Annotated in this window: 18 protein-coding genes; 9 read left to right on the forward strand and 9 right to left on the reverse strand. The window is 45.0% G+C overall.

Annotation, left to right across the window (positions count from 1 at the left end; all coding sequences use genetic code 11):
- Positions 1-459: 459 nt before the first annotated feature.
- Positions 460-1,494 carry a histidine kinase gene (locus QT994_RS20370; protein ID WP_333177572.1) on the reverse strand — a complete coding sequence of 345 codons (1,035 nt, stop codon included), beginning with the start codon at positions 1,492-1,494 and terminating at the stop codon, positions 460-462.
- Between the two features lie 540 nt (positions 1,495-2,034).
- Positions 2,035-3,456, reverse strand: coding sequence for an S-layer homology domain-containing protein (locus QT994_RS20375; RefSeq protein WP_333177575.1), 1,422 nt, complete (start codon positions 3,454-3,456; stop codon positions 2,035-2,037).
- Positions 3,457-3,525: 69 nt separating this feature from the next.
- Here QT994_RS20375 and QT994_RS20380 point away from each other — a divergent pair, with 69 nt between their 5' ends.
- From QT994_RS20380 to speD, 6 genes are all read left to right on the forward strand, one after another.
- A complete protein-coding gene (locus QT994_RS20380; RefSeq protein WP_333177578.1) occupies positions 3,526-4,080 on the forward strand; it encodes a hypothetical protein in 555 nt (184 codons plus the stop codon).
- 491 nt (positions 4,081-4,571) lie between these two features.
- Entirely contained in the window at positions 4,572-5,054 is a 483-nt protein-coding gene (locus tag QT994_RS20385) for a BON domain-containing protein (protein WP_333177581.1), read from the forward strand.
- A 399-nt stretch (positions 5,055-5,453) separates the two neighbouring features.
- The gene (locus tag QT994_RS20390; RefSeq protein WP_333047707.1) at positions 5,454-6,665 is read left to right on the forward strand and encodes a histidine kinase; all 1,212 of its coding nucleotides are present in this window, start codon (positions 5,454-5,456) and stop codon (positions 6,663-6,665) included.
- 797 nt (positions 6,666-7,462) lie between these two features.
- Positions 7,463-7,645 carry a hypothetical protein gene (locus QT994_RS20395; RefSeq protein ID WP_333047708.1) on the forward strand — a complete coding sequence of 61 codons (183 nt, stop codon included), beginning with the start codon at positions 7,463-7,465 and terminating at the stop codon, positions 7,643-7,645.
- Between the two features lie 507 nt (positions 7,646-8,152).
- Positions 8,153-9,214, forward strand: a complete 1,062-nt coding sequence (locus QT994_RS20400; protein WP_333047709.1) for a pentapeptide repeat-containing protein — start codon at positions 8,153-8,155, stop codon at positions 9,212-9,214.
- Between the two features lie 363 nt (positions 9,215-9,577).
- Positions 9,578-10,000 (forward strand): adenosylmethionine decarboxylase, encoded by a 423-nt coding sequence (gene speD / locus QT994_RS20405; protein ID WP_333177584.1) that lies wholly within the window; start codon positions 9,578-9,580, stop codon positions 9,998-10,000.
- An 84-nt stretch (positions 10,001-10,084) separates the two neighbouring features.
- On the opposite strand, the gene QT994_RS20410 is transcribed toward speD, so the two are convergent.
- Positions 10,085-10,681, reverse strand: a complete 597-nt coding sequence (locus tag QT994_RS20410; RefSeq protein ID WP_333177587.1) for a hypothetical protein — start codon at positions 10,679-10,681, stop codon at positions 10,085-10,087.
- Between the two features lie 145 nt (positions 10,682-10,826).
- On the opposite strand from QT994_RS20410, the gene queF reads away from it, so the two are divergent.
- Positions 10,827-11,246: a preQ(1) synthase gene (gene queF / locus QT994_RS20415; protein WP_333177589.1), complete on the forward strand. Its 420-nt coding sequence runs from the start codon at positions 10,827-10,829 to the stop codon at positions 11,244-11,246.
- Positions 11,247-11,696: 450 nt separating this feature from the next.
- On the opposite strand, the gene QT994_RS20420 is transcribed toward queF, so the two are convergent.
- The 5 genes from QT994_RS20420 to QT994_RS20440 all read right to left on the reverse strand — a co-directional run bounded on the left by QT994_RS20420 (position 11,697) and on the right by QT994_RS20440 (position 15,775).
- Positions 11,697-13,109, reverse strand: coding sequence for a cytochrome c biogenesis protein (locus tag QT994_RS20420; protein ID WP_333177592.1), 1,413 nt, complete (start codon positions 13,107-13,109; stop codon positions 11,697-11,699).
- 245 nt (positions 13,110-13,354) lie between these two features.
- Positions 13,355-14,086 (reverse strand): cytochrome c biogenesis protein CcdA, encoded by a 732-nt coding sequence (locus QT994_RS20425; protein ID WP_445243929.1) that lies wholly within the window; start codon positions 14,084-14,086, stop codon positions 13,355-13,357.
- A gap of 284 nt (positions 14,087-14,370) precedes the next feature.
- Positions 14,371-14,613, reverse strand: a complete 243-nt coding sequence (locus tag QT994_RS20430; RefSeq protein ID WP_333177595.1) for a hypothetical protein — start codon at positions 14,611-14,613, stop codon at positions 14,371-14,373.
- 113 nt (positions 14,614-14,726) lie between these two features.
- Positions 14,727-15,431 carry a pentapeptide repeat-containing protein gene (locus QT994_RS20435; protein WP_333047714.1) on the reverse strand — a complete coding sequence of 235 codons (705 nt, stop codon included), beginning with the start codon at positions 15,429-15,431 and terminating at the stop codon, positions 14,727-14,729.
- Between the two features lie 149 nt (positions 15,432-15,580).
- Complete coding sequence (locus QT994_RS20440; protein ID WP_333177598.1) at positions 15,581-15,775, reverse strand: hypothetical protein; 195 nt, start codon at positions 15,773-15,775, stop codon at positions 15,581-15,583.
- A 263-nt stretch (positions 15,776-16,038) separates the two neighbouring features.
- Between QT994_RS20440 and QT994_RS20445 the strand changes: the two genes are divergently transcribed.
- A complete protein-coding gene (locus QT994_RS20445) occupies positions 16,039-16,749 on the forward strand; it encodes a tetratricopeptide repeat protein (protein WP_333177600.1) in 711 nt (236 codons plus the stop codon).
- Between the two features lie 98 nt (positions 16,750-16,847).
- Here the strand turns inward: QT994_RS20445 and QT994_RS20450 are convergent, their stop codons facing one another.
- Positions 16,848-18,197 (reverse strand): peptidylprolyl isomerase, encoded by a 1,350-nt coding sequence (locus QT994_RS20450; protein WP_333177602.1) that lies wholly within the window; start codon positions 18,195-18,197, stop codon positions 16,848-16,850.
- A gap of 119 nt (positions 18,198-18,316) precedes the next feature.
- Between QT994_RS20450 and QT994_RS20455 the strand changes: the two genes are divergently transcribed.
- Positions 18,317-18,868: a peroxiredoxin gene (locus QT994_RS20455; RefSeq protein ID WP_333177604.1), complete on the forward strand. Its 552-nt coding sequence runs from the start codon at positions 18,317-18,319 to the stop codon at positions 18,866-18,868.
- The last annotated feature ends 45 nt before the right edge of the window (positions 18,869-18,913 follow it).

Here is an 18,913-nt window from a genome sequence, read left to right on the forward strand (position 1 = left end):
TACTCAAAGCTTTCTTACCTTTTGACTTTTTTCAATTTTAGTGACATACTCATACACCAACTAAGTAAATTATAGTTTAGGCTTCTCAAGGACTCCTCAAAAGTGCATAAGACATTAACTGTTAAATCAATTCTTTCTTGGTAGTTTACTTTGATATAATCATCCTTAAACTCTCAGATCAATAGTCCGGACAGTTTTTATATGGCCCAATGGCTTATTCTCGCCTGACTTCGCAGCCCCTGTGGATCATTAAATCAATGTCAGCTCCACCCCTGACGCGGCATTTAATTGGACTTTTTTATGCTCCTTGCCCCGCGTAAGCTTGTAGTATCGTTCCAAAAACTGTCCGGACTATTGTCATATCATTGCAGCCTATTTTTGGGTAACTGGTATAACTCAAAAAACACAGCAACAACCCGGTTTATCAAAGAAACCGGGTTAGTAAACACAGAGCTTAGTTTAAATCTGTTCTTCCCCTTGATTAAAGCGCTGAATTACTTGACTTTCTTCGACCACAACAATAGCATCATTGGGAATATTGAGGATGCCTGTAAATTTATCTTGACTTGCTTTCAAAGCTTGTTCTTTATTTTTGTATTCGGCTAGTTCGCGCTGTAAATTGTCAATAGTCTGTTGAAAGCGAGTGGCTTGTCTGAGCATTTCTTGTTCTGAAAAATCCAGTAAGTGAATCAAATTGGCAACTTGATGTTCAAGTAACTGGGTTTCGGCAAAATTGTTATTATTAACAAAACTTTTAGAATTTTCTGAATACTCAAAAACACTTTGTTCGTCGGGCATGGACAATGCCGTTTTGACACTAAGTGCCAAATCTTTAAACATTTCAGCCGTGCTGTGGGGAATTTTAACTTTCAGGAACATCACTACCGCAAACACACTTCCTGATGGCAGAAGTCCCCCAAATCCCAAGACAGACTTGACTTGGTAGGGGATAATTAAGGAATTTTGCTCAGGAATAAAGGGGCTGCCCTTTGCTTCTGATACGTGAAAAATATTTAATACTGCGGACTTTAATTGCAGGAACCTTTCTGGCTCAATCCCGAGGAATGTAGGAATGTCTAAACCGAACTGCCGGATTATTTCCGAAATCGCCGGCATTTGAGCCACTAATTTTGTGCTAACTAATGGAATAGCTGTGTTTTCTGCTGCTGTGTGCTGAGAATTCCACTGCGGTTGTGTGCCTGCTGCTGCTAGCATAGTCCAACATTTCATGTCGGCGGCGGGGGAATTGCCCTTCATCAAGCGGCGGGCGGATTGTTGCAATGAGTCTTCTAATTCCCCGTAGGGATGAGTTTTAAATAAACGCACTAAGGCACAGGTATTTTCTCCAGTTTGCGAATCGCAAAAATGTTGGTAAATATAGTTAACAATCTTCTGGCTGCTGGCTTCCATACTAGCAGTATTTCTACCTAAGTGGCGCAGGACTAAGCTGCATTTAGCCATGTCTTGCGGGGTAAATAAGGTAATATCGTACATTAAAAAATGCTCTCCAAGAGCTCAAACACTCTTGTTCATTTATCGTTAAGACCGCTACGGCATCCGGAATCCTACGGAGAGTTTTGAACAAAGTATTAGTTAAAATATGTAGAAAATTTGCCCGCCAAATCCAGCGGTTGTATGGCAGGATACAGAAATTAAGATTAAAGCCAAAAAAATCTATCCCCTAGGGTAGGCCACAAAAACAGAAAAGCCGATGTCTAATTGTTGAAAGGATTTTTTACGAGAACTCCCCCAGAGGAATTAACGAAACGAAGTTTTTCACGGGATATGCCTCGCGTTTTACAGGGCATTTTCGTAGATAAAAGTCGGTTTCTGGGTAAGCCATATTCACCGAACTTCTAGGAACTCAAGCTGCAATTTTTGTGGCGGGCGATCGCGCGCCGATTTGTCAAAAGTTGGTAAAATTTCGTCCGCCGTGGACGCAGAAACCGGGTTTGGTTACAGAGAAAAAACCCGGTTTCTTGGGTATTGGTAAGTAGATGCTTTGTTCAAAACTTTTAACCACCCCAAACAAGTCTATTGAGCTGGTGGAGACTTTGCTTCCAGAGCGTCTTTAGCCGACAATCCCTGATCTTGAACGCCAAAATACCACAAACTAGCAGCAGCTTCGGCGCGAGTCACGGATTTCTTCGGCTGAAACAGAGTAGTAAAACCAAAAACGCGGCGAATATTTGCTAAGTCTCCATTGTTAAAATCAGCTAAAACGGCCCGCGACGCCTGGGAATCAATCTTAGAAGCATCTTGAAAACCCCACTTTTCTTTCACTCCCTCAATGTTAGCTGTGGGCAAAACTTGACGACTATCTAAAGGTACTTTCCAGAGAATCATTGTTTCGCGAGTTAAAGGTGCATCCGGGCGAAATTTCACATCTTTAGTTTCACCCGAAAGCGAACTCGGAATTACACCGGCTTCTGCTAAACCTTGAATTGCTGAAAAATCCGGGTCTGTTTTGGGTATGTCAGAAAAGGCTGGTTCGCTAGAGTCTACTGCTAATCTAATTTGTTTGGCTTGACGGCTAGCATAAATCTGATTGTTAGCTGCTACTAACCAGCGGGCGTATTCGCGGCGAGTGACAATTTTGTTGGGTTTGGGCAAAGTGCTGGCATTTTCTAAATTAGCACTTTCTGTCGTTAGCGAAGCCTTCGGAGAGGATCGCACTTTCAGCACTTCCAACTGAGTTAAATCTGCCACATACTGCCGCAACTGTTGAGGAATTTGGCTTTCTTCTTCGCTAACTTTGGCTGATTTTGGCGAGGCCGAGGGCGTTGGAGTAGTTCCCTCTGAATTAGATGGAGTTGGTGAAGCGGTTGGAGATGCGCTAGACTCGGAATTATTAGGTTGGGGACTGGCGGCAATTTCGGGGCTTTCTTTGCTGTAGTCGATCGCAAATTCTGTAGAACCTCCTACTTTCTGAGTAGGAGAAAGCGACACAGTTACCCGTAAATTATCTCGCGTTGCTACCAAAGAACCTTGTCCCTCGGCGGTGGGGCGGCTGACTATTTCCCAGTTGCGACGCCCAAACTCTGTAGAGTAAAAGTTCTGAACCGAATTAACCGGATCACTGCTTTCCCAGCGCAGCCGCACATTTTTTTGCGAGGCATCTGTTTCCCCACTAACTTCGATTAACTCAGCATTAGGATATAGTGGAATCTCTGGCGGAAAATCGGGAGGAAGTTTGGCGGTAGAGTTTGTCTCAATTGCTGTCGCTGGTGGCGGGGAAGAGAAAACCACTGGGTTTTGTTTTAATTTGGGATCGGCGGCTAAAGATTCTTCCAGGGTCTTGCTGTTGGGGCTGTTTGCACAAGCTGTGACAGCAGCCAGCAGACACACAGCCAGCCAAGTATTTACAGCAGCAAGTATATTGGTTTTATTGGTTTTACTGGTTTTAGATCGTCCTTGAGAGTTGCCTCGCCGTTGAGTAAATATAATATTCAGCATAAATCGCCCCTTTGCAGATATATTTCTAGGCTAGCGCAGATCGATCGGGCATATATAATTTTTACCCAAATGAAATTTCTGTATTTACTTCTAGTTACTGCTACATTACTTTCATACCCTCTCAAGTTTGCCCGTCCCGCTGTATCTCAACCAGCCCCGCCGCGGGCAGAAATTCAGACGCCAGAGTGGCAGCCATTTTGCTCGGCGATGGGTCAGTTTGCGATCGATATGCCGGGAAATCCCAAAATTAATTCAGAAACTTTTTCAAATCAAATTATTGCTCATACATACCGCTCAAACTTAAAAAACAAAGAAACTTATTTGCTTCAATACTTTGACCTAGATTTTAGGCTGACTAACAATAATATCAATAATATCAGAATTACTTTAAATAATGCCGTTGATTTTTTCGTCGTTGCAGCGAATTCTAAAGTCTTGCAAGTGCGGGATATTTCCCTCGGAGGCTATCCGGGAAAAGAATTTGAGTTTCAGCCAATTTCACCCAATGAACCTGTAGGTGTAGGTCAAGTTTTTTTAGTGGAAACGCGCGTTTACGGCCTGGTTGCCACTACCCCAGAACCAGAAAATGCTCAAAAATTTCTCGACTCTTTTCGTTTGTTTTGAAGCAGGAAGTTTTACACTGAGTAGTTTCCGGACTTTAACGGATTTCAGGGAGAGATATTGAGTGAACCGGGAAGATGGAAAAATTAGTTGGGAGTAGCGCTCAAATTTATTAATAAAACTTAAGCTTTTAAACTTGGTGTATAGGAAAATATTAGCTTTAGTAACTAAACATTTCGGAATCAACCGGGTTTCTGAGGAATAGTGCGTCCCGGACTGACTAATTAAGTTGAATTAGCTCTAAGACCTTATTTGGTTTTTTGTACTCTATCTAACGACATAGATAAATTTTACACCCGTGGAGCGATGTAGATCCTTGCTCAAGTTTATATATTTGATATAAGGATTTTTAAATCCTATAAAAAACCAACGCAGGCAGAAAGAAGCACAAAGAAAGACACAAACAAAGATTCTGTCTTGCTTAATCTGGCCCCTAAATCTGGCTCCACGAAGTCAGCCTCATCGAAAGCTTACCCGGAGGGTATTAACATATTATGAACAAACTAACACCAATTCTCCTCAGCGGCCTCCTATTATTTGGAGCTGCCGCTTGCAGCGACGGAGCTAAAACTAGCTCTGATGCTCCTAATTCTACCACAGAAAATACCACTAGCCCGCCCCCAGCCGATACCGTTAAAAAAACTCAGGATGATGCCACTAGCGATATTCGCAAAAACCAAGCAAATAATGATATCAGGGCCAGAGAACAGCGCAACAATGTGACGGGCGGCGATGCAACAAGAGCCGATGGCGACCTCAAAAGTGAAGTGCGCTCCAAGTTAGAAGTAAACATCACCAAAGGGGCTCTAACTGTGGATGCAAAAGACGGGCTTGTCACCGTAGGTGGCACCGTTCCCAGTCAAACTGATTTAGCTAAAATTGAGCCGCTAGCTAAACAGATTAAGGGTGTCAAACAAGTGAATGTTACTGCTGTTGTCGCCCCCGCTGCACCCTCAGCGCCTAGCAGCAAGCAATAAATTAGAAGGAAGAAGTCCGAGGGAAACAAGGAAGAATGATTTAGTGATCTAGGAGAGAAGTCTGAGGGAAGAGGGTAAAGTTTGGCATTGTAAGATTGCTTGGGGAGCGGAGTGAAACGCTTAGCTGACTCTCTAGGGAGAGCGAGGTTTTAAGTTAAAGAGTTGAAATGGAATTTAAAATTCACTCACTCAAAACTCGCGCAATACCTGCAACTTCCCCCTTCCCAATTTCCGATTTTTCAGGTCTGATAATTAGTGGGAAACCAACCTGAAGATAGAGCTGGAAGTTATTCCCAGCGACCGATGAAAATTGTTGGGAAAAAATGACTAAATGTGATTGATGGTAGATCATAAATTCTGTGGTTGTGTAAAAGTAGTATATTTTCGAGGAGAAAAAAAATGGCTTTAGGTCAACACAAACGAGCTGTAGGATCATTTTCTAATTACCGAGATACGGAACTAGCCCTGATGGAGCTGCAAAGTACCGGGTTTCCGATGAATAAAGTTTCGGTAGTTGGGGAAAAGCTCGATAGCAACGAAATTGCGGGCGCTAGCGCTGGTAAGAGTACCGACGACAAAGTGGGCGGTGGCGCAAAAGCCGGTGCGACAGCGGGAGTCGTGACGGGTGGTTTGATTGGGTTGCTCGGAAGTCTTGGGGCACTGGCGATTCCGGGAGTGGGTCCGGTGATGGCGGGGGGTGCGATCGCCACTCTGCTGGCAGATACCGTAGTCGGAGGCGCGATTGGGGCGGCAGCGGGCGGTTTGGTAGGTGGTTTGGTCGGTTTGGGAGTTCCCGAAGCAAAAGCTAAAGTTTATAGCGATCGCGTCTCGCGCGGAGAATATTTGGTATTCGTAGAAGGAACAGATGCCGAACTTGCCACAGCCGAAGGAATTATGAGCGTGCGGGGCATTCAGGATTGGGGCATTTACGATGTGCCGGCAGATACTGGCCGCAGAGCTTCGGGCCACCAGAAGCGCGCCGTGGGAGTATTTTCAACCCGCCGCGAGACGGAACACGCGCTGGGAGAACTTAGAACTGCCGGTTTCGACATGAATAGGGTTTCGGTCATTGCTAAGGATGCTGACTCTAAAGGCGAGATTGCAGGGATTGACGTGCACGACAGCGCGGACAACAAATCCGATGAAGGGGCCACAAAGGGCGCACTCACAGGTGGTACTTTGGGCGGTTTGACAGGCTTGTTGGTAGGTCTCGGCCTAGTGGCAATTCCGGGCATCGGGCCGATTATGCTGGCAGGAGCCTCAGCTACGGCGATCGCCACTACACTCGCCGGTACGGCTTTGGGTGCGGCTGCGGGCAGCTTGATCGGAGCTTTAGTCGGTATGGGAATTCCCGAAGAGCAAGCTAAAGCATACAGCGATCGCGTGGCAAGGGGAGATTACTTGGTACTCGTTGACGGCAGCGAAGCAGAAGTCGCTAAAGCTGAAACCATCCTGAGCCGCGGAGGCATTCAGCATTGGAACACCTACGACTATCATCCCAGCGGCGATAGCGCTCGGGCTGATTACGGCGCTCCCGGCACTCCTGGGGTTGATACTACCGCTGGTATTTACGATCCCACTCATGGCGGTACGGGCCGCCCTCTGATTTAATAGTTCAGAGTTTGTTTGGGTATTGTTTCTACTTCCTGCAGGGTAGTCGCACTCGCGCACTCGGATTGTGGAAAGTGATCCAACCAACATTGGCGAGCTAGGAGTTTTACACTTCGTCCGTAAAATTATCTCAAAAGTCGGCTTTTTCTCTGAAAGCCGGCTTTTGTTTTGTTCTGGAAACTTAAAAAAGCCACCTGTCAAAAGTTTAATTTTGATTAGGGGCCCAGTCCGTGAGCTGGGCTTGGCGCCGGAGAATCGATCGGCTCTCTTAATTTTTACAGCAGAAATTTGCTGCGGTTTTTTAGTCTGTAACACTCACTACTGCTAGATTTTAAACCCCGCAGTATTATCAAATTTGATGACATAAATTACCACAGATATTGCCCGCTTAGTCAAATAGCGACTATCTTTAATTATGGGTAGCTAATTTCAGCAACTTATACAGGTGAAGTAGCAAGTCCCACGCGCTCAGAAAAGCCTGCGGTGGTCGGCAAATATTAGAATAATAATATTGTCGTCGCCTTCCGGCAAGACTTAGGCTGGTCATTAGTTGGCTGTAGCAGCCCAATTGCCGTTGGCAAGACCTGCTACAGGAATATACTTTTTCTGGGAATGCCTCAGCGAAGCATTTGAGAAGCCCAGGAACAGCTTTTATGTTGGGGAGCGCGTCTGGTGTCGGGTGTTCTGTTAATTAGAACCGCAAGCGCTCATGGATCGAGTAAAGATTAACAGCAAGCACAGCAGCGCGAGAATACAGGAACGGCTCGCGCTCCATTTTTCCGCGAAATCTCAGGCTAATGGCAGCGTATTGCTTGCTTCGCCTGCGACTCGCTCAGCACTCCGACGGAAACAGCCTTCCTGTTGGTTTTCACTGGCATCGAGCACAGTGGGGGGAGGTGACACTAGCTGAGCTGACCGGGCTCTGCTTTCAGGGGCGATCGAAGGTAGAAGGCACTTATTTAGAAGGCATTAGGGGTTGAAGCTCCGATATCTTGTTTATTGATTGCACTCATAAATTCGATCGCCTGTACTGGCAAATTTTCGGGTGAGAAGGCGGCGCGGATGCGGCCAGCAATACCCCAAATATTCGATCGACCTTGACAATATCGATCGATAACTTCTCCGTATATTGGTAAATGGTTAGCAGTTAATAGTTAGTCATTAGCAGTTAGTATAAATACCACTAACTGCTAATGACTAACATCAACCGCCAACTAACTACTAGAAAAATAATAGTTACAGGACTTACACGCGGCGAGCAATTCGGTTTATTCATGACTCCCGTGCTGAAAAAACCCATTTTTTACTAGAAAGCGGGTTTTTCGTAAGTTATAACTAGGTGAGCAGGGTGATGCTAGCAATCAACCAGTTTTGACGATTGTTAATGTGGCCGAATTGGTTGAACAAACTTACTACCCAAGACGATAGTACAAATTTTCAGACAGCATAGAACATCGAGAAATTAAGGAAACTCACTCAATTTTTTTATGAATTTCACAGAGCTTTTAAGTGCCGATGGACTTTTAACTAGACATAGAAACGGAGAACGAGATTTTCGAGGGGCTAACCTCATTGAAGCTCAGTTGAGTGAAGCTAATCTGAGTCGAACAAATTTGAGCAGCGCTAATTTGAAAGGCGCCAACTTAATTAGAAGCAAACTGATTGGAGCTAATTTAAACGGTGCCGACTTGAGCGGGGCTAATTTGTCTAAAGCCAAATTAATTGAAGCTAACCTCGGCAGTTCTAGTTTAACTGGAACTGTGGCGATCGCAGCAGATTTTAGCGGGGCCAATCTCAGCGGAGCAATACTGTCTCAGGCTGACTTGAGCAAAGCAGTTATGACTGGAGCGAGTTTAGTAGGAGCTTGTTTGCTAAGCGGCTCGAAACTAACCGAGGCTAATTTGAGCGGGGCGACGCTGAGCCGAGCAATTATGAGCGGGGTTGATTTAAGCAGAGCAAATCTGACTAGAGCAATTCTCAGCGAGGTAGATTTGAACGGGGCGAACCTAAGCGGAGCAAATCTAACTCGGGCTTATCTCAATCGCGGAAATCTCAGCGGTGTCAATTTGGTTGGGGCTTCTTTGAGCGAAGCAAGTCTGCGGGAGGCTTGTATTTGCGCTGCTAATTTGAGCGGTGCTGACTTGAGCGGTGCTGACTTGCAATCCGCCAATCTAAATGGATCTAATTTGAGCGGTGCGGACTTGCAGGGAGCTAATTTGAGTAAAGCTAATTTGAATGGTTTGATTCTGCACAATGCTGATTTGAGGGCTGCGAATTTGAACAAAGCTTCTTTGCGGGGAGCTAATTTGAGCGGTGCGAATTTGGCAGGTGCTAGCTTGCTGGAAGCCGATTTGCGGGGAGCGAATTTAAGTCACGCCAATTTGTCGGGAGCAGGTTTGCTGCTGAGTTCTCTGACAGGAGCGAATTTGACAGGAACTAATTTGTCCGAGGCTAATTTGATTGGGGCGAGCTTGAATGTTGCGAATTTGAATGAAGCGGCTTTGAGCGGGGCAATTTTGCCGAATGGAGCTACTCACAGCCGGGATTGATGAGTTGATTAACCATAATTAAGTAGGTCAATCTCAACAAAACCGAAAACCGAGAAACCCGGTTAATGTAGGGCGGTGCCCAGAGTACCCGCCCTTCCTGGTTTCTAGCCTCTCCATCGCCAGGAGCTGATTAAGGCGGTTGGGCTTTAACCCCATTCTACGGAAAGCCGATTTTGGCAGGAAATGCAGGAAACATCGATGTTTCCTGCACTCGGCCAGGGCCAAAGCGCCCCAAAAAACCCGGTATCCTCGCGCTCATCGCTATTTTGGAAATATGTTGGGAATTTACTTGAAAATTTATGGACACCGTGCTAACCTTAAAAGGTTTGAGACTTAAAATCAATAGAGGTAAAACCCCGCAGAATGAAACAATTGGGAACCCATCTGGTCGCTGATGCTTGGCAGGCTCCTGGAGACCTGCTCAACGATCCTGAACGTATCCGCCGCGCCATACTCGATGCGATCGAAGCCGGAGGAGCTACTCTCATCGATTTGTGCGTACACCAGTTTAGTCCTCACGGAGTGACGGCTACTGCTACTTTGGCCGAGTCTCATATAGCAATCCATACTTGGCCTGAACACGGTTATTTTGCCGCAGACTTATTTTTCTGCGGAGCCGGCGACCCTCACCGAGCCATGAAGGTGCTACAGACAGCTTTGGAAGCTAAACAGGTAAAACTCACTGAGTTCACGCGCGGTTTCGAGCCAGGGGTGGGTATTGTAGGTTCTGCTTGTGAAGAGCAGTATGCCCCTCGTTCAGTAGAAACGAGTGCCGCCAGAGGATAATGGCCAATTAGCGTAACTTTGAACATTTTATGCTAGGTTTTGTTTAAAATCCCACGGCTGGAGTCGTGGGATTCTTGTTGGAATTTACTTTTTCATTAATAAAGGGCGGACAACTAAATAACCTGCGCCGAAAGCTGCAATCACAATCAGAAAAATCGCGATCGCCAACCACAATCCGCTTAAGTCTGAGGTTTTTTTGGGTTTAGATATCACACGGTAAGGAGTTTCCCGCACCTCTGTAAATAATTTTTCTGGAAGTGGCTGCGGCATCGGGGAGCCTTTTGGCTCCGCTTCCGGTAGGGGGAAGGGAAAAGCCACTGTCTGAGGTGGTTGAGGTATCGTAGAGTTAGTCCGCGAGGTTGCAGGTGCTGGGGGCGGGGGTTCAATGCTGAAATTGAATTTGACTGACGGCATTTGAGGCATCCCTGTCTGGGTGACACTCTGAGCCGAGTTGACTACTTGCTGTAACTGTTGGGATACTTGAACTACTGTTTCTACTTCTCGCCGCAGTTGTTGATTTTGTTGGACTAATTGCTGATTGTGGGTTTTGAGGGAATCGAGCATCGCTTGGGCTGCTTGCAGCTCTGCCGTGACTTCTCGATAGAGGGAAATCGGTACCGATGGAGAGTAACTATTGGAGTTTTCAGGGGAAGTATTGTCAGATAAGGTAGTATTTTGCATAATTGTAGATGGCGAGGGTGAACTTGTTTTAGTTTAGCCTGAGAGTATTTGCAATTAGATCGATCGCAACACAATTCGTCAAGATATTTGTTACAGATATTGAACGTAAATTTAATTTAATGTTACAAGTTATTAGGCAATCGCTATGAACAACTACGCAGTCGAACAAAGTATGTCGCAAAAGTCAAGCACCGAGGAAATGAAATACGGCGAACGCCAGATTTTGGAAGGGGAGTTAATTACTTTCCCGAATCCGCGAGTCGGGCGGCGCTACTCGATTAACATTACTTTGCCGGAGTTTACTTGCAAGTGTCCATTTTCTGGCTATCCAGATTTTGCGACAATTCACGTTACTTACGTGCCCGACGAGCGGGTGGTAGAGTTAAAGGCGCTGAAACTGTACGTTAACAGTTATCGCGATCGCTACATTTCTCACGAAGAATCGATAAATCAAATTTTAGACGATTTTGTGGCAGCTTGCGCGCCGCTGGAAGCGACGATTAAAGGCGATTTTTCGCCACGGGGGAACGTCCATACCGTGATTGAGGTGTCGCACCACAAGTAGGGCAGGTATTAAGCTGTTGTGGCATTGAGATTTAATTGTGGGGTGGCGTCGAAGCGCACCCCACAATAGTTTTAAGAAATAGGATTGTTAATAAAATTAGTAAGTAATTGTAGGGTGAGTAAGGGCAGCCCTCTCAAGATGCTCAAAAAGTCGTTCAAACGCTTAAAATCTCGTAGTTTGTAGGGTGTACACTGGGCATCGGTTGAGTTTGTCGCCTACCGGAGAGTACCGATTGACCGTCGTTTCAGCATTGGATTTTTAAACCAAAACTCCGTATAGCAATTTTCATTGCTTGAAATTTGAAATATCATAACGTGAAATAGCGGTTTTATGGTTTTTCTCAGCTTCACATTAACCACCTCGACATATCTGGCAACGCGCACGCTACAAACTCAACTAATCTTGTTGATATTTATCGTTGGTGTAAGGTGCGCTAGGCGCACCCTACGGTTAGCTTTGACTTACAACAGAAGTCGGGGCGATCGCACTTTTTTCCTCTGCTGTTTTCGGTTCTGCCAACTTGTCCAAAATCTCCACAACTTCTCTTTCAAAAGTCACCTGAGCGCGATTTGTGCGCCCGCCGACGTATAGTTTGCCGTCCTTTTCCAAAGCCCAAATCTGCGAGTGAGACATATAGCTCATTAGCACGCTGAGCATCAACAACCCGAAGCCAGTATAAACGATCGGAATGCCCGGATCAGCTTTAATTTGCAATCCCGTACTGCCTACAACTTCGTCAATTGTCAGCATGACTCCGTTAACTTCTACCGCCGTCCCTGCGCGAACAGTAGTTAACAATTTGCCATCCGTACCGTACACTAACATCGTTCCTTGCAAGTCTTTTGCTAGCAGAGAAACTCCCGCACTCAAATCTGGTTTTGTCGGAATCCAAGCACCCCAAATTCTGCCTTTACCTTGAGTGTCTAACTGAGCCATTGGCAATTGTAAAACCGGGCTTTTGTTGAGGCGAACTCGCACGGCGGCTATTGCCCAATCTGCTTGATAAAAAGTTACTCCCCGGTATCTGAGGGGCTCGTTAACGTGAATGGTTTTGCGATCGACCTCTTGGCCTGTTTTGTCCAAAACAGAGAGATCAGAGTAAAATTGGTCGATTCCGCCTTCTGGAGTATAATCAATCCAGAACCGATTAACTCGCATCGACCAATCCTTCGGTATTTGCGGCCCCGCCCAAGGCCCCGCATCCAGGATATTCTGCACCTGAAATGTTTCGCCACTGGGAACAATTTCTTGACCAAGAAATCCCGTCATCGCGCCCCACATCGACCCAGCTAAAATAATTAGCATACTGGCGTGAACAATAATCGGGCCGATTTTACCAATTATTCCCTTGCGAGCATAAACTTTTTCGCCTTCTCGAAATATGCGGTAGTTTTTTTGCTGCAAAAGTGGTTCTAACGAACTTAAACCAACTGTTTCTAATTCCGCACTGAGAGCTAATTTTTCAAACTGCTTTGGTTCTTCATAAAATTTCCAGCGGCGGGCGGCTTTTAATGCGGGAAATTGTCGGGTAAATGTACAAGCTGTTAAGCTGCTGCCGAACAAAATTAGGATTGACAAAAACCACCAAGTGCGGTACACGTGGTCAAGTCCTGCAATTAGCACAACTTTCCAAGTTAGGAAGCCGAACAAAGCCGGGTGTTCTGGATAGTTAGATTGGTAAAACGGTATGGATTGACCTTGTTCGATAACAGTGCCAGAAATGCTGAAAAATGCGATCGCCAGCAGCAAGATAATTGCCAGCCGCAAATCTGCGAGTATCGGCAAGATTTCTCGTTTGAAAAACCTTTGAGGGGCAGTCGCCCAGTTTGAGAGTTTTGATAGAAATACTTCTTTTGATGTCATTGGTAATTATGAAGGAAGAAGGAAGAGGGAAGAAGGAAGAAGGGAGAAAGAGGAGGGAAAAACACAAAATGAATAAAATATTATTATTTTTATCGAGCAAGTCTCAATCAATTTTGAATTATTTCTCTTTTCTTTCTTCCTTCGTGTTCTTCGCGTTTTCGCGGTTCGTTAAAAACAACTTAATTCGCCCATGCAGTAGAGATTTCTATATCTTTAAATAAAGACAGAAATCCTTACTACTAAACTTAAGCGGGAAGGATGCGGGAAAGCAGAGAGAAAACGCCAAATCCTACTAGCAAAACGCCGCTAACAGGCGTAATCCAACTCGACCACCGACGTAATTCTAACAACTTTTTAATGCTAGCAGTGAAAGTACCTGCTATAATCAGCGGAGCGACGTAGCCCGCAGCGTAAAACAGCAGCAACACACCACCTAAAACTGTATCTCCTGTTTTGGAAACCCAAGCTAAGAGTGTAGCTAAAACCGGAGTGCTGCAGGGAGACGCTACTAAACCAAAAGTTAATCCCAATAAGTACGATCGCACCCCCGCCGGCAAATCTTTTGGAACCCACCCCACAGCGTCGAAAGACGGCATTTGTAAGGGTAAAGCTTCGAGTAAATTCAGCCCCATTAGAATAGCAATAATGCTGACAAGAATCGGCAAACCCAGGCCAATTTTGCCGTAAACTTGTCCGGCAAATGATGCTACAATACCTAAACCCGCAAGGGTGGTGGCTAATCCCAGGGAAAACCACGCAGACTGGGCTGCAGCTTGCAGGCGACTTTTTGCTTCGTATCCACCGATGTAGCCGATCGTGATCGGCAACATTGAAAGCATACAGGGCGTTAAGCTCGTTAGCAACCCTGCCAGAAAGATGACTCCGACGCTGACTAAACTGAGGTTTGTCAGTTGAGTATTTACTAAATTATTAGCAAATTGTGCGATTTCGTAAAGTTGGGTTTGCAGGGTTTCCATCAGTCGATTTTAGATTTTAGATTTTAGATTTTAGATTTTAGATTGACTATACAGTCGAGCGATTTTAGATTTTAGATTTTAGATTTTAGATTTTAGATTTTAGATTTTAGATTGACTCTACAGAGGAATCTGGGAGTTTAAACTAAATATCTAATTTTTTTACTTTCCACAGTCGAGCGATTTTAGATTTTAGATTTTAGATTGACTCTACAGAGGAATCTGGGAGTTTAAACTAAATATCTAATTTTTTTGCTCTTCACTACTCCTGTCGGGGGCTTGTACCCCTAGGCAGGTGACTTCAGGTTCGGGGCTGTTGGGGCTTTGTTGAAAATTGTAACAGATGCGCGCAGGTTCGGTTTGAGATTTAAGATTTTAGCGATATTTACTGGTTGGGAGTTAAAAGGTCGATCGCACCCTGGTTTAAATTGATATTTTGACAGCATCCTCAACAAGCTGTTGGCAATGGGCGCAGCTTGGGAGTTAAAAGGTCGATCGCACCCTGGTTTAAATTGATATCTTGACAGCATCCTCAACAAGCTGTTGGCAACGGGCGCAGCCTATTGCATCAGATAATTCATTGACTGTGAAATCGGCCCGAAAGCCTGTTGTTGAAATTTCCCAAGCAGACTTTAATTTAACTCTACTTTAAATTAAAGCCACTTTCTTCATTAATAGAGCCGTCTGGCATTATTGCCCCGGCCAGCACCGCACCTCTGAGATTTGCTCCCGTTAAAATAGCACCTTCTAAATTAGCATTGCTCAAATTTGTGACTTGTTTGGAACCTCGGAAAAAGAAGCTGTGCAAGTCCGCACCTGTCAAATTAGTGTCCGCCAAATTAGCATATTGCAAGTCAGCACCGTGCAGCGTCGCATCCGTTAAATTAGCTTGGGTAAGATTGCTTCCCCAAAGCCGGGAATCTAACAAATTAGCAGCTTGTAAATTGGCGCGACTCAGATTTGCCAAGGTGAGATTAGCATCCCACAATTTCGTGCAGTTGAAATTAGCTTCTGTCAAATTAGCTCGACTGAGATCCGTGCCTAAAATCTCAGCATTTGCTAAATTAGCACCGCTGAGGTCTGCGTCAGAAAGGTCAGCATTTTTTAAGTTAGCACCGGACAAATTAGCACCGGACAAGTTAGCACCGCTCAAATTGGCTTCTTGAAGATTGGCTCCCCGCAAATCGACTGCGCTCAAATCGCACTGTTTCCACAAAAAACTGACGCACCAATTATCCTTTAATAGCTGATTCACATCCTCCGCATTCGCGGCCATAACAGGAGGAGTTAAGTAGAGAGTGAACAGAACAAGCGCGAACACTGCCGCGAAGAAAGTTTTCAACCTCATAACTCTTTTCATTGACACTAAGTTGCGCCATAAATTATTGATGTCTAATCAAAGCATAGCAAATAATCTGCAACTTCCCTCAGCAAGATTACTCAAAAATATTAGTGTAGTGAAAGGTTTATCAGGGTTGGCGCAGGCACAAACTTAACTTAGCCAGTCTTAGACGCGCTTTGAGCTAGAAACCCGGTTGCTTCACAGATGCCTCGCTGCCAAACTAATATTTTTTCTAAAAATCCGGTATTAAGATGACCGCAAGTTCGATCGATATTTGCCAGTGCAATATCGCTACAAAGTAATACTTGCAGCAGGCAGTTGCGATCGCTCCCCCAGGGGCATATCTGCAAACAATCCTGGTATAAACTGCTCACTATGGGAATCAAGAAACCGCTATTCGAGCCTGAAAGCCTTATATTTAAAGGGTTGTAGACGGAATTGGTGTTAATTGCGATCGGCATCACTAACTAAGCCGAACTTTCATCACATAAGTCAATGCCCCAGCATCACCAAATCTCATCAAACTTATCACCTTCCTGACACTACGGATATCACTGTCAGTAGCTGAAGTATGGAGGAAAATGACAGCATACAGTTGAACACCACTCCTCCCATGCCTACTATCCCCCTTCTCCCAACCCAATTAGTTGTCACAACTATTTTCAATTCGATCGAATATTTGGGATTCACTCATATGGCCGGCGTATTTTCGGGGGAGCAAGCTGAATCCCGACAAGAGGCAAATTTAAAAGTTAGTACCAAAAAGTTTTACACTCAGGGTTTAAAAAATCTCGAACAACTAGACTTGCACGGTGCTATTAAAAATTTTACTGCCACAATTAACATTAATCCGCAATTTGCGTCAGCTTACAACGATCGCGGTGTGGCCCGCTACAAATTAGGCTACAAGCAATCGGCGATCGCAGATTTAACTACAGCTATCGAACTCAATCCTTACCGAGCCAAGTATTACAGCAATCGGGGGTTTATTCTGACTCGTTTAAAAGATTATACTGCGTCGATCGCCGATTACAACTCGGCACTCCTGCTCAACCCTAATGTAGCTCAATCTTACTTTAACCGAGGTGCTATCCGCCTGCAAATGGAAAATTCCCTGGCCGCACTAGCTGATTTTGAGTCAGCCATTCGCCTCGATAGCGATTTTGCTAAAGCTTACTTCAACCGAGGAGTGACTAGATATAAATTGAGAGAGCTTCAGGGAGCATTTGATGATTTTCAGAAGGCGGCCGAGCTTTTTAAGCAGCAGGGGAGAATGGATTCTTATCAAGAGGCAGTTTCTCAAATTACAAAGCTATGGTGTTAGTTGAATTTGGGAAGTGGGAAGTGGGAATGCGGAATTGGGAATGCGGAATTGGGGAATTTGTAAGGTGCGCCATAAGCACCCTACACCTATAGTTAAAGTTAGCCAATTCTCAAGGCTGCATCGCCAGTTGGTAGAGCGTTAGGACGAAGAATCGTAGATAAAGGAATTGCAAAGGCTGCATTTTGAACAGAGGCGACAGTAGAATTTTGTACTACAGTAGAAGCCCCTGCCAAGTTAATGACAGTATTGCTTCCCGATTGAGTGAATGTAGTATCGGATAATTTTCCTGTCAAAGCAATGCGATCGCCTTCCTCTGGTCGAAAATCAACTATTGTATGACTTGTCGGGGGTAGGGTAATAAAAGGAAGAGAAGCAGGATCTACTCCAAGCAAAACAAAAGTATCTGCACCACTACCTCCTGTGAGAGTATTGTTGCCTGTATCTCCAATCAAAATATCATTGCCATCACCACCAATTAAGATATCATTCCCTTGACCGCCTCGCAAAAAGTCGTTACCAGCATCACCATTGAGAGTATCGTCAGCGAAATTGCCAATCAGAATATCGTTGCCAACACCACCGCTAATGGAGTCGTTACCTTTGCCACCTCGCAAAAAGTCGTCACCCACTTCACCACTGATACTATCATTGCCTTGGCTGCCATTAATTGCATCATCAGTGGGTGAACCGACGATGCGATCGTTTGCGCTACCTCCCACTACACCGTTAGGATTTTGCTGAGAGTCCTGGGAAGTGACTTGATAGTTGTTTGGGGTGTTGGCCAATCTGAGGGCTCGCAAAGGCAGATTTACAAAATTGGTACTGTTAATTAAATCGTTGAGTACATTAACATCGGGAATGATGGTAGAAACCCGACTGGGAACAATTCCTTGAACCACTTTTGCAGTCGAAATGCGATCGCCCTGCTGCACCGCATTCACCGTTTCAAAACCTTGAATAACGTTGCCAAAAACAGCATAATTACCATCCAAAAATGGCAAATCATCCAAAGCAAAATAAAACTGCGAAGAAGCCGAATCCAAAGCATTAGAACGAGCCATTGCCACGGCCCCGCGAGTGTGCTGCAACTGCGGCGTCTGGGTTACAACTTGGTTGTAAACAGGTTGCGCGGCCCCTTGCGGCTTAATTTCCAAAGGAATAAAACGCGCCTGATTGGTATCCGGGTCAATAAAATTACCCGTTCCCAATTGACTTGCTGGAATTGTAGGATCTTTGCTGCGCGGATCACCTCCTTGCACCACAAAAGGATCTGGCTGGCGCACAACTCGGTGAAACATCACCCCGTCGTAAAGGCCGCGTTCCACTAAGTCAACAAAATTTCCCCCAGTAATCGGGGCATTAGTGCCGTCTACTTCGATCGTAACGGGTTGACCGTTAATTACCTGGACTACTATAGCTTTGCCTGTTAACGGGAGTGCAGCGCTCATGGGTAAATTGCTATTTGAGTGAGTGATCTTTGGGTTTTAGAAGCAATCCGCGAATTGCCCCTACCCATTTAATCAGAAAACTGTAAACTTGTCTTAAGTACAGTTCTACTTCTAAATTTATGATGTCCCGTCGCAAGTTTTTCAGCACTTTATTGGCAATTTGTCTAGTTTTTGTAAGTTTCAATTTTGCCACACCTGCATTTGCCCTCGGTGGCAAGCTTCCGACGGTAAATCAACCAGCGCCGGATTTTAGTTTGCCAACAAACAGCGGCGACGGACAAGTCTCCCTGTCGGATTATCGCGGTAAGTGGCTGGTAGTCTATTTTTATCCAAAAGACTTTACATCCGGTTGTACCATCGAAGCGCGTCGATTTCAGCAAGACTTGCCGAAATACTTGGCAAAGAATACTCAAATTATCGGCATTAGCGCTGATGATGTCGATTCTCATGCAGAATTTTGCGATTCCGAAGGTTTGAAATTTCCCCTGTTAGCTGATACGGATGGTAAAGTGAGTAAAGCTTACGGTTCTTGGATGAGTTTTATCTCGGCGCGACACAGTTTTATTATTGACCCTGAAGGAATTTTGCGCGAAACTTTTGTGAAGATTAATCCGGCGATTCACTCCAAAGAAGTGTTGGCTCGTTTGGGGGAATTACAGGCTAACGGGTAATACCCTTTTAGATTTTAGATTTGAGATTTGAGATTTTAATAATGG

It is taken from the genome of Microcoleus sp. S13_B4 (assembly GCF_036700885.1).
Classification (GTDB): domain Bacteria; phylum Cyanobacteriota; class Cyanobacteriia; order Cyanobacteriales; family Microcoleaceae; genus Microcoleus.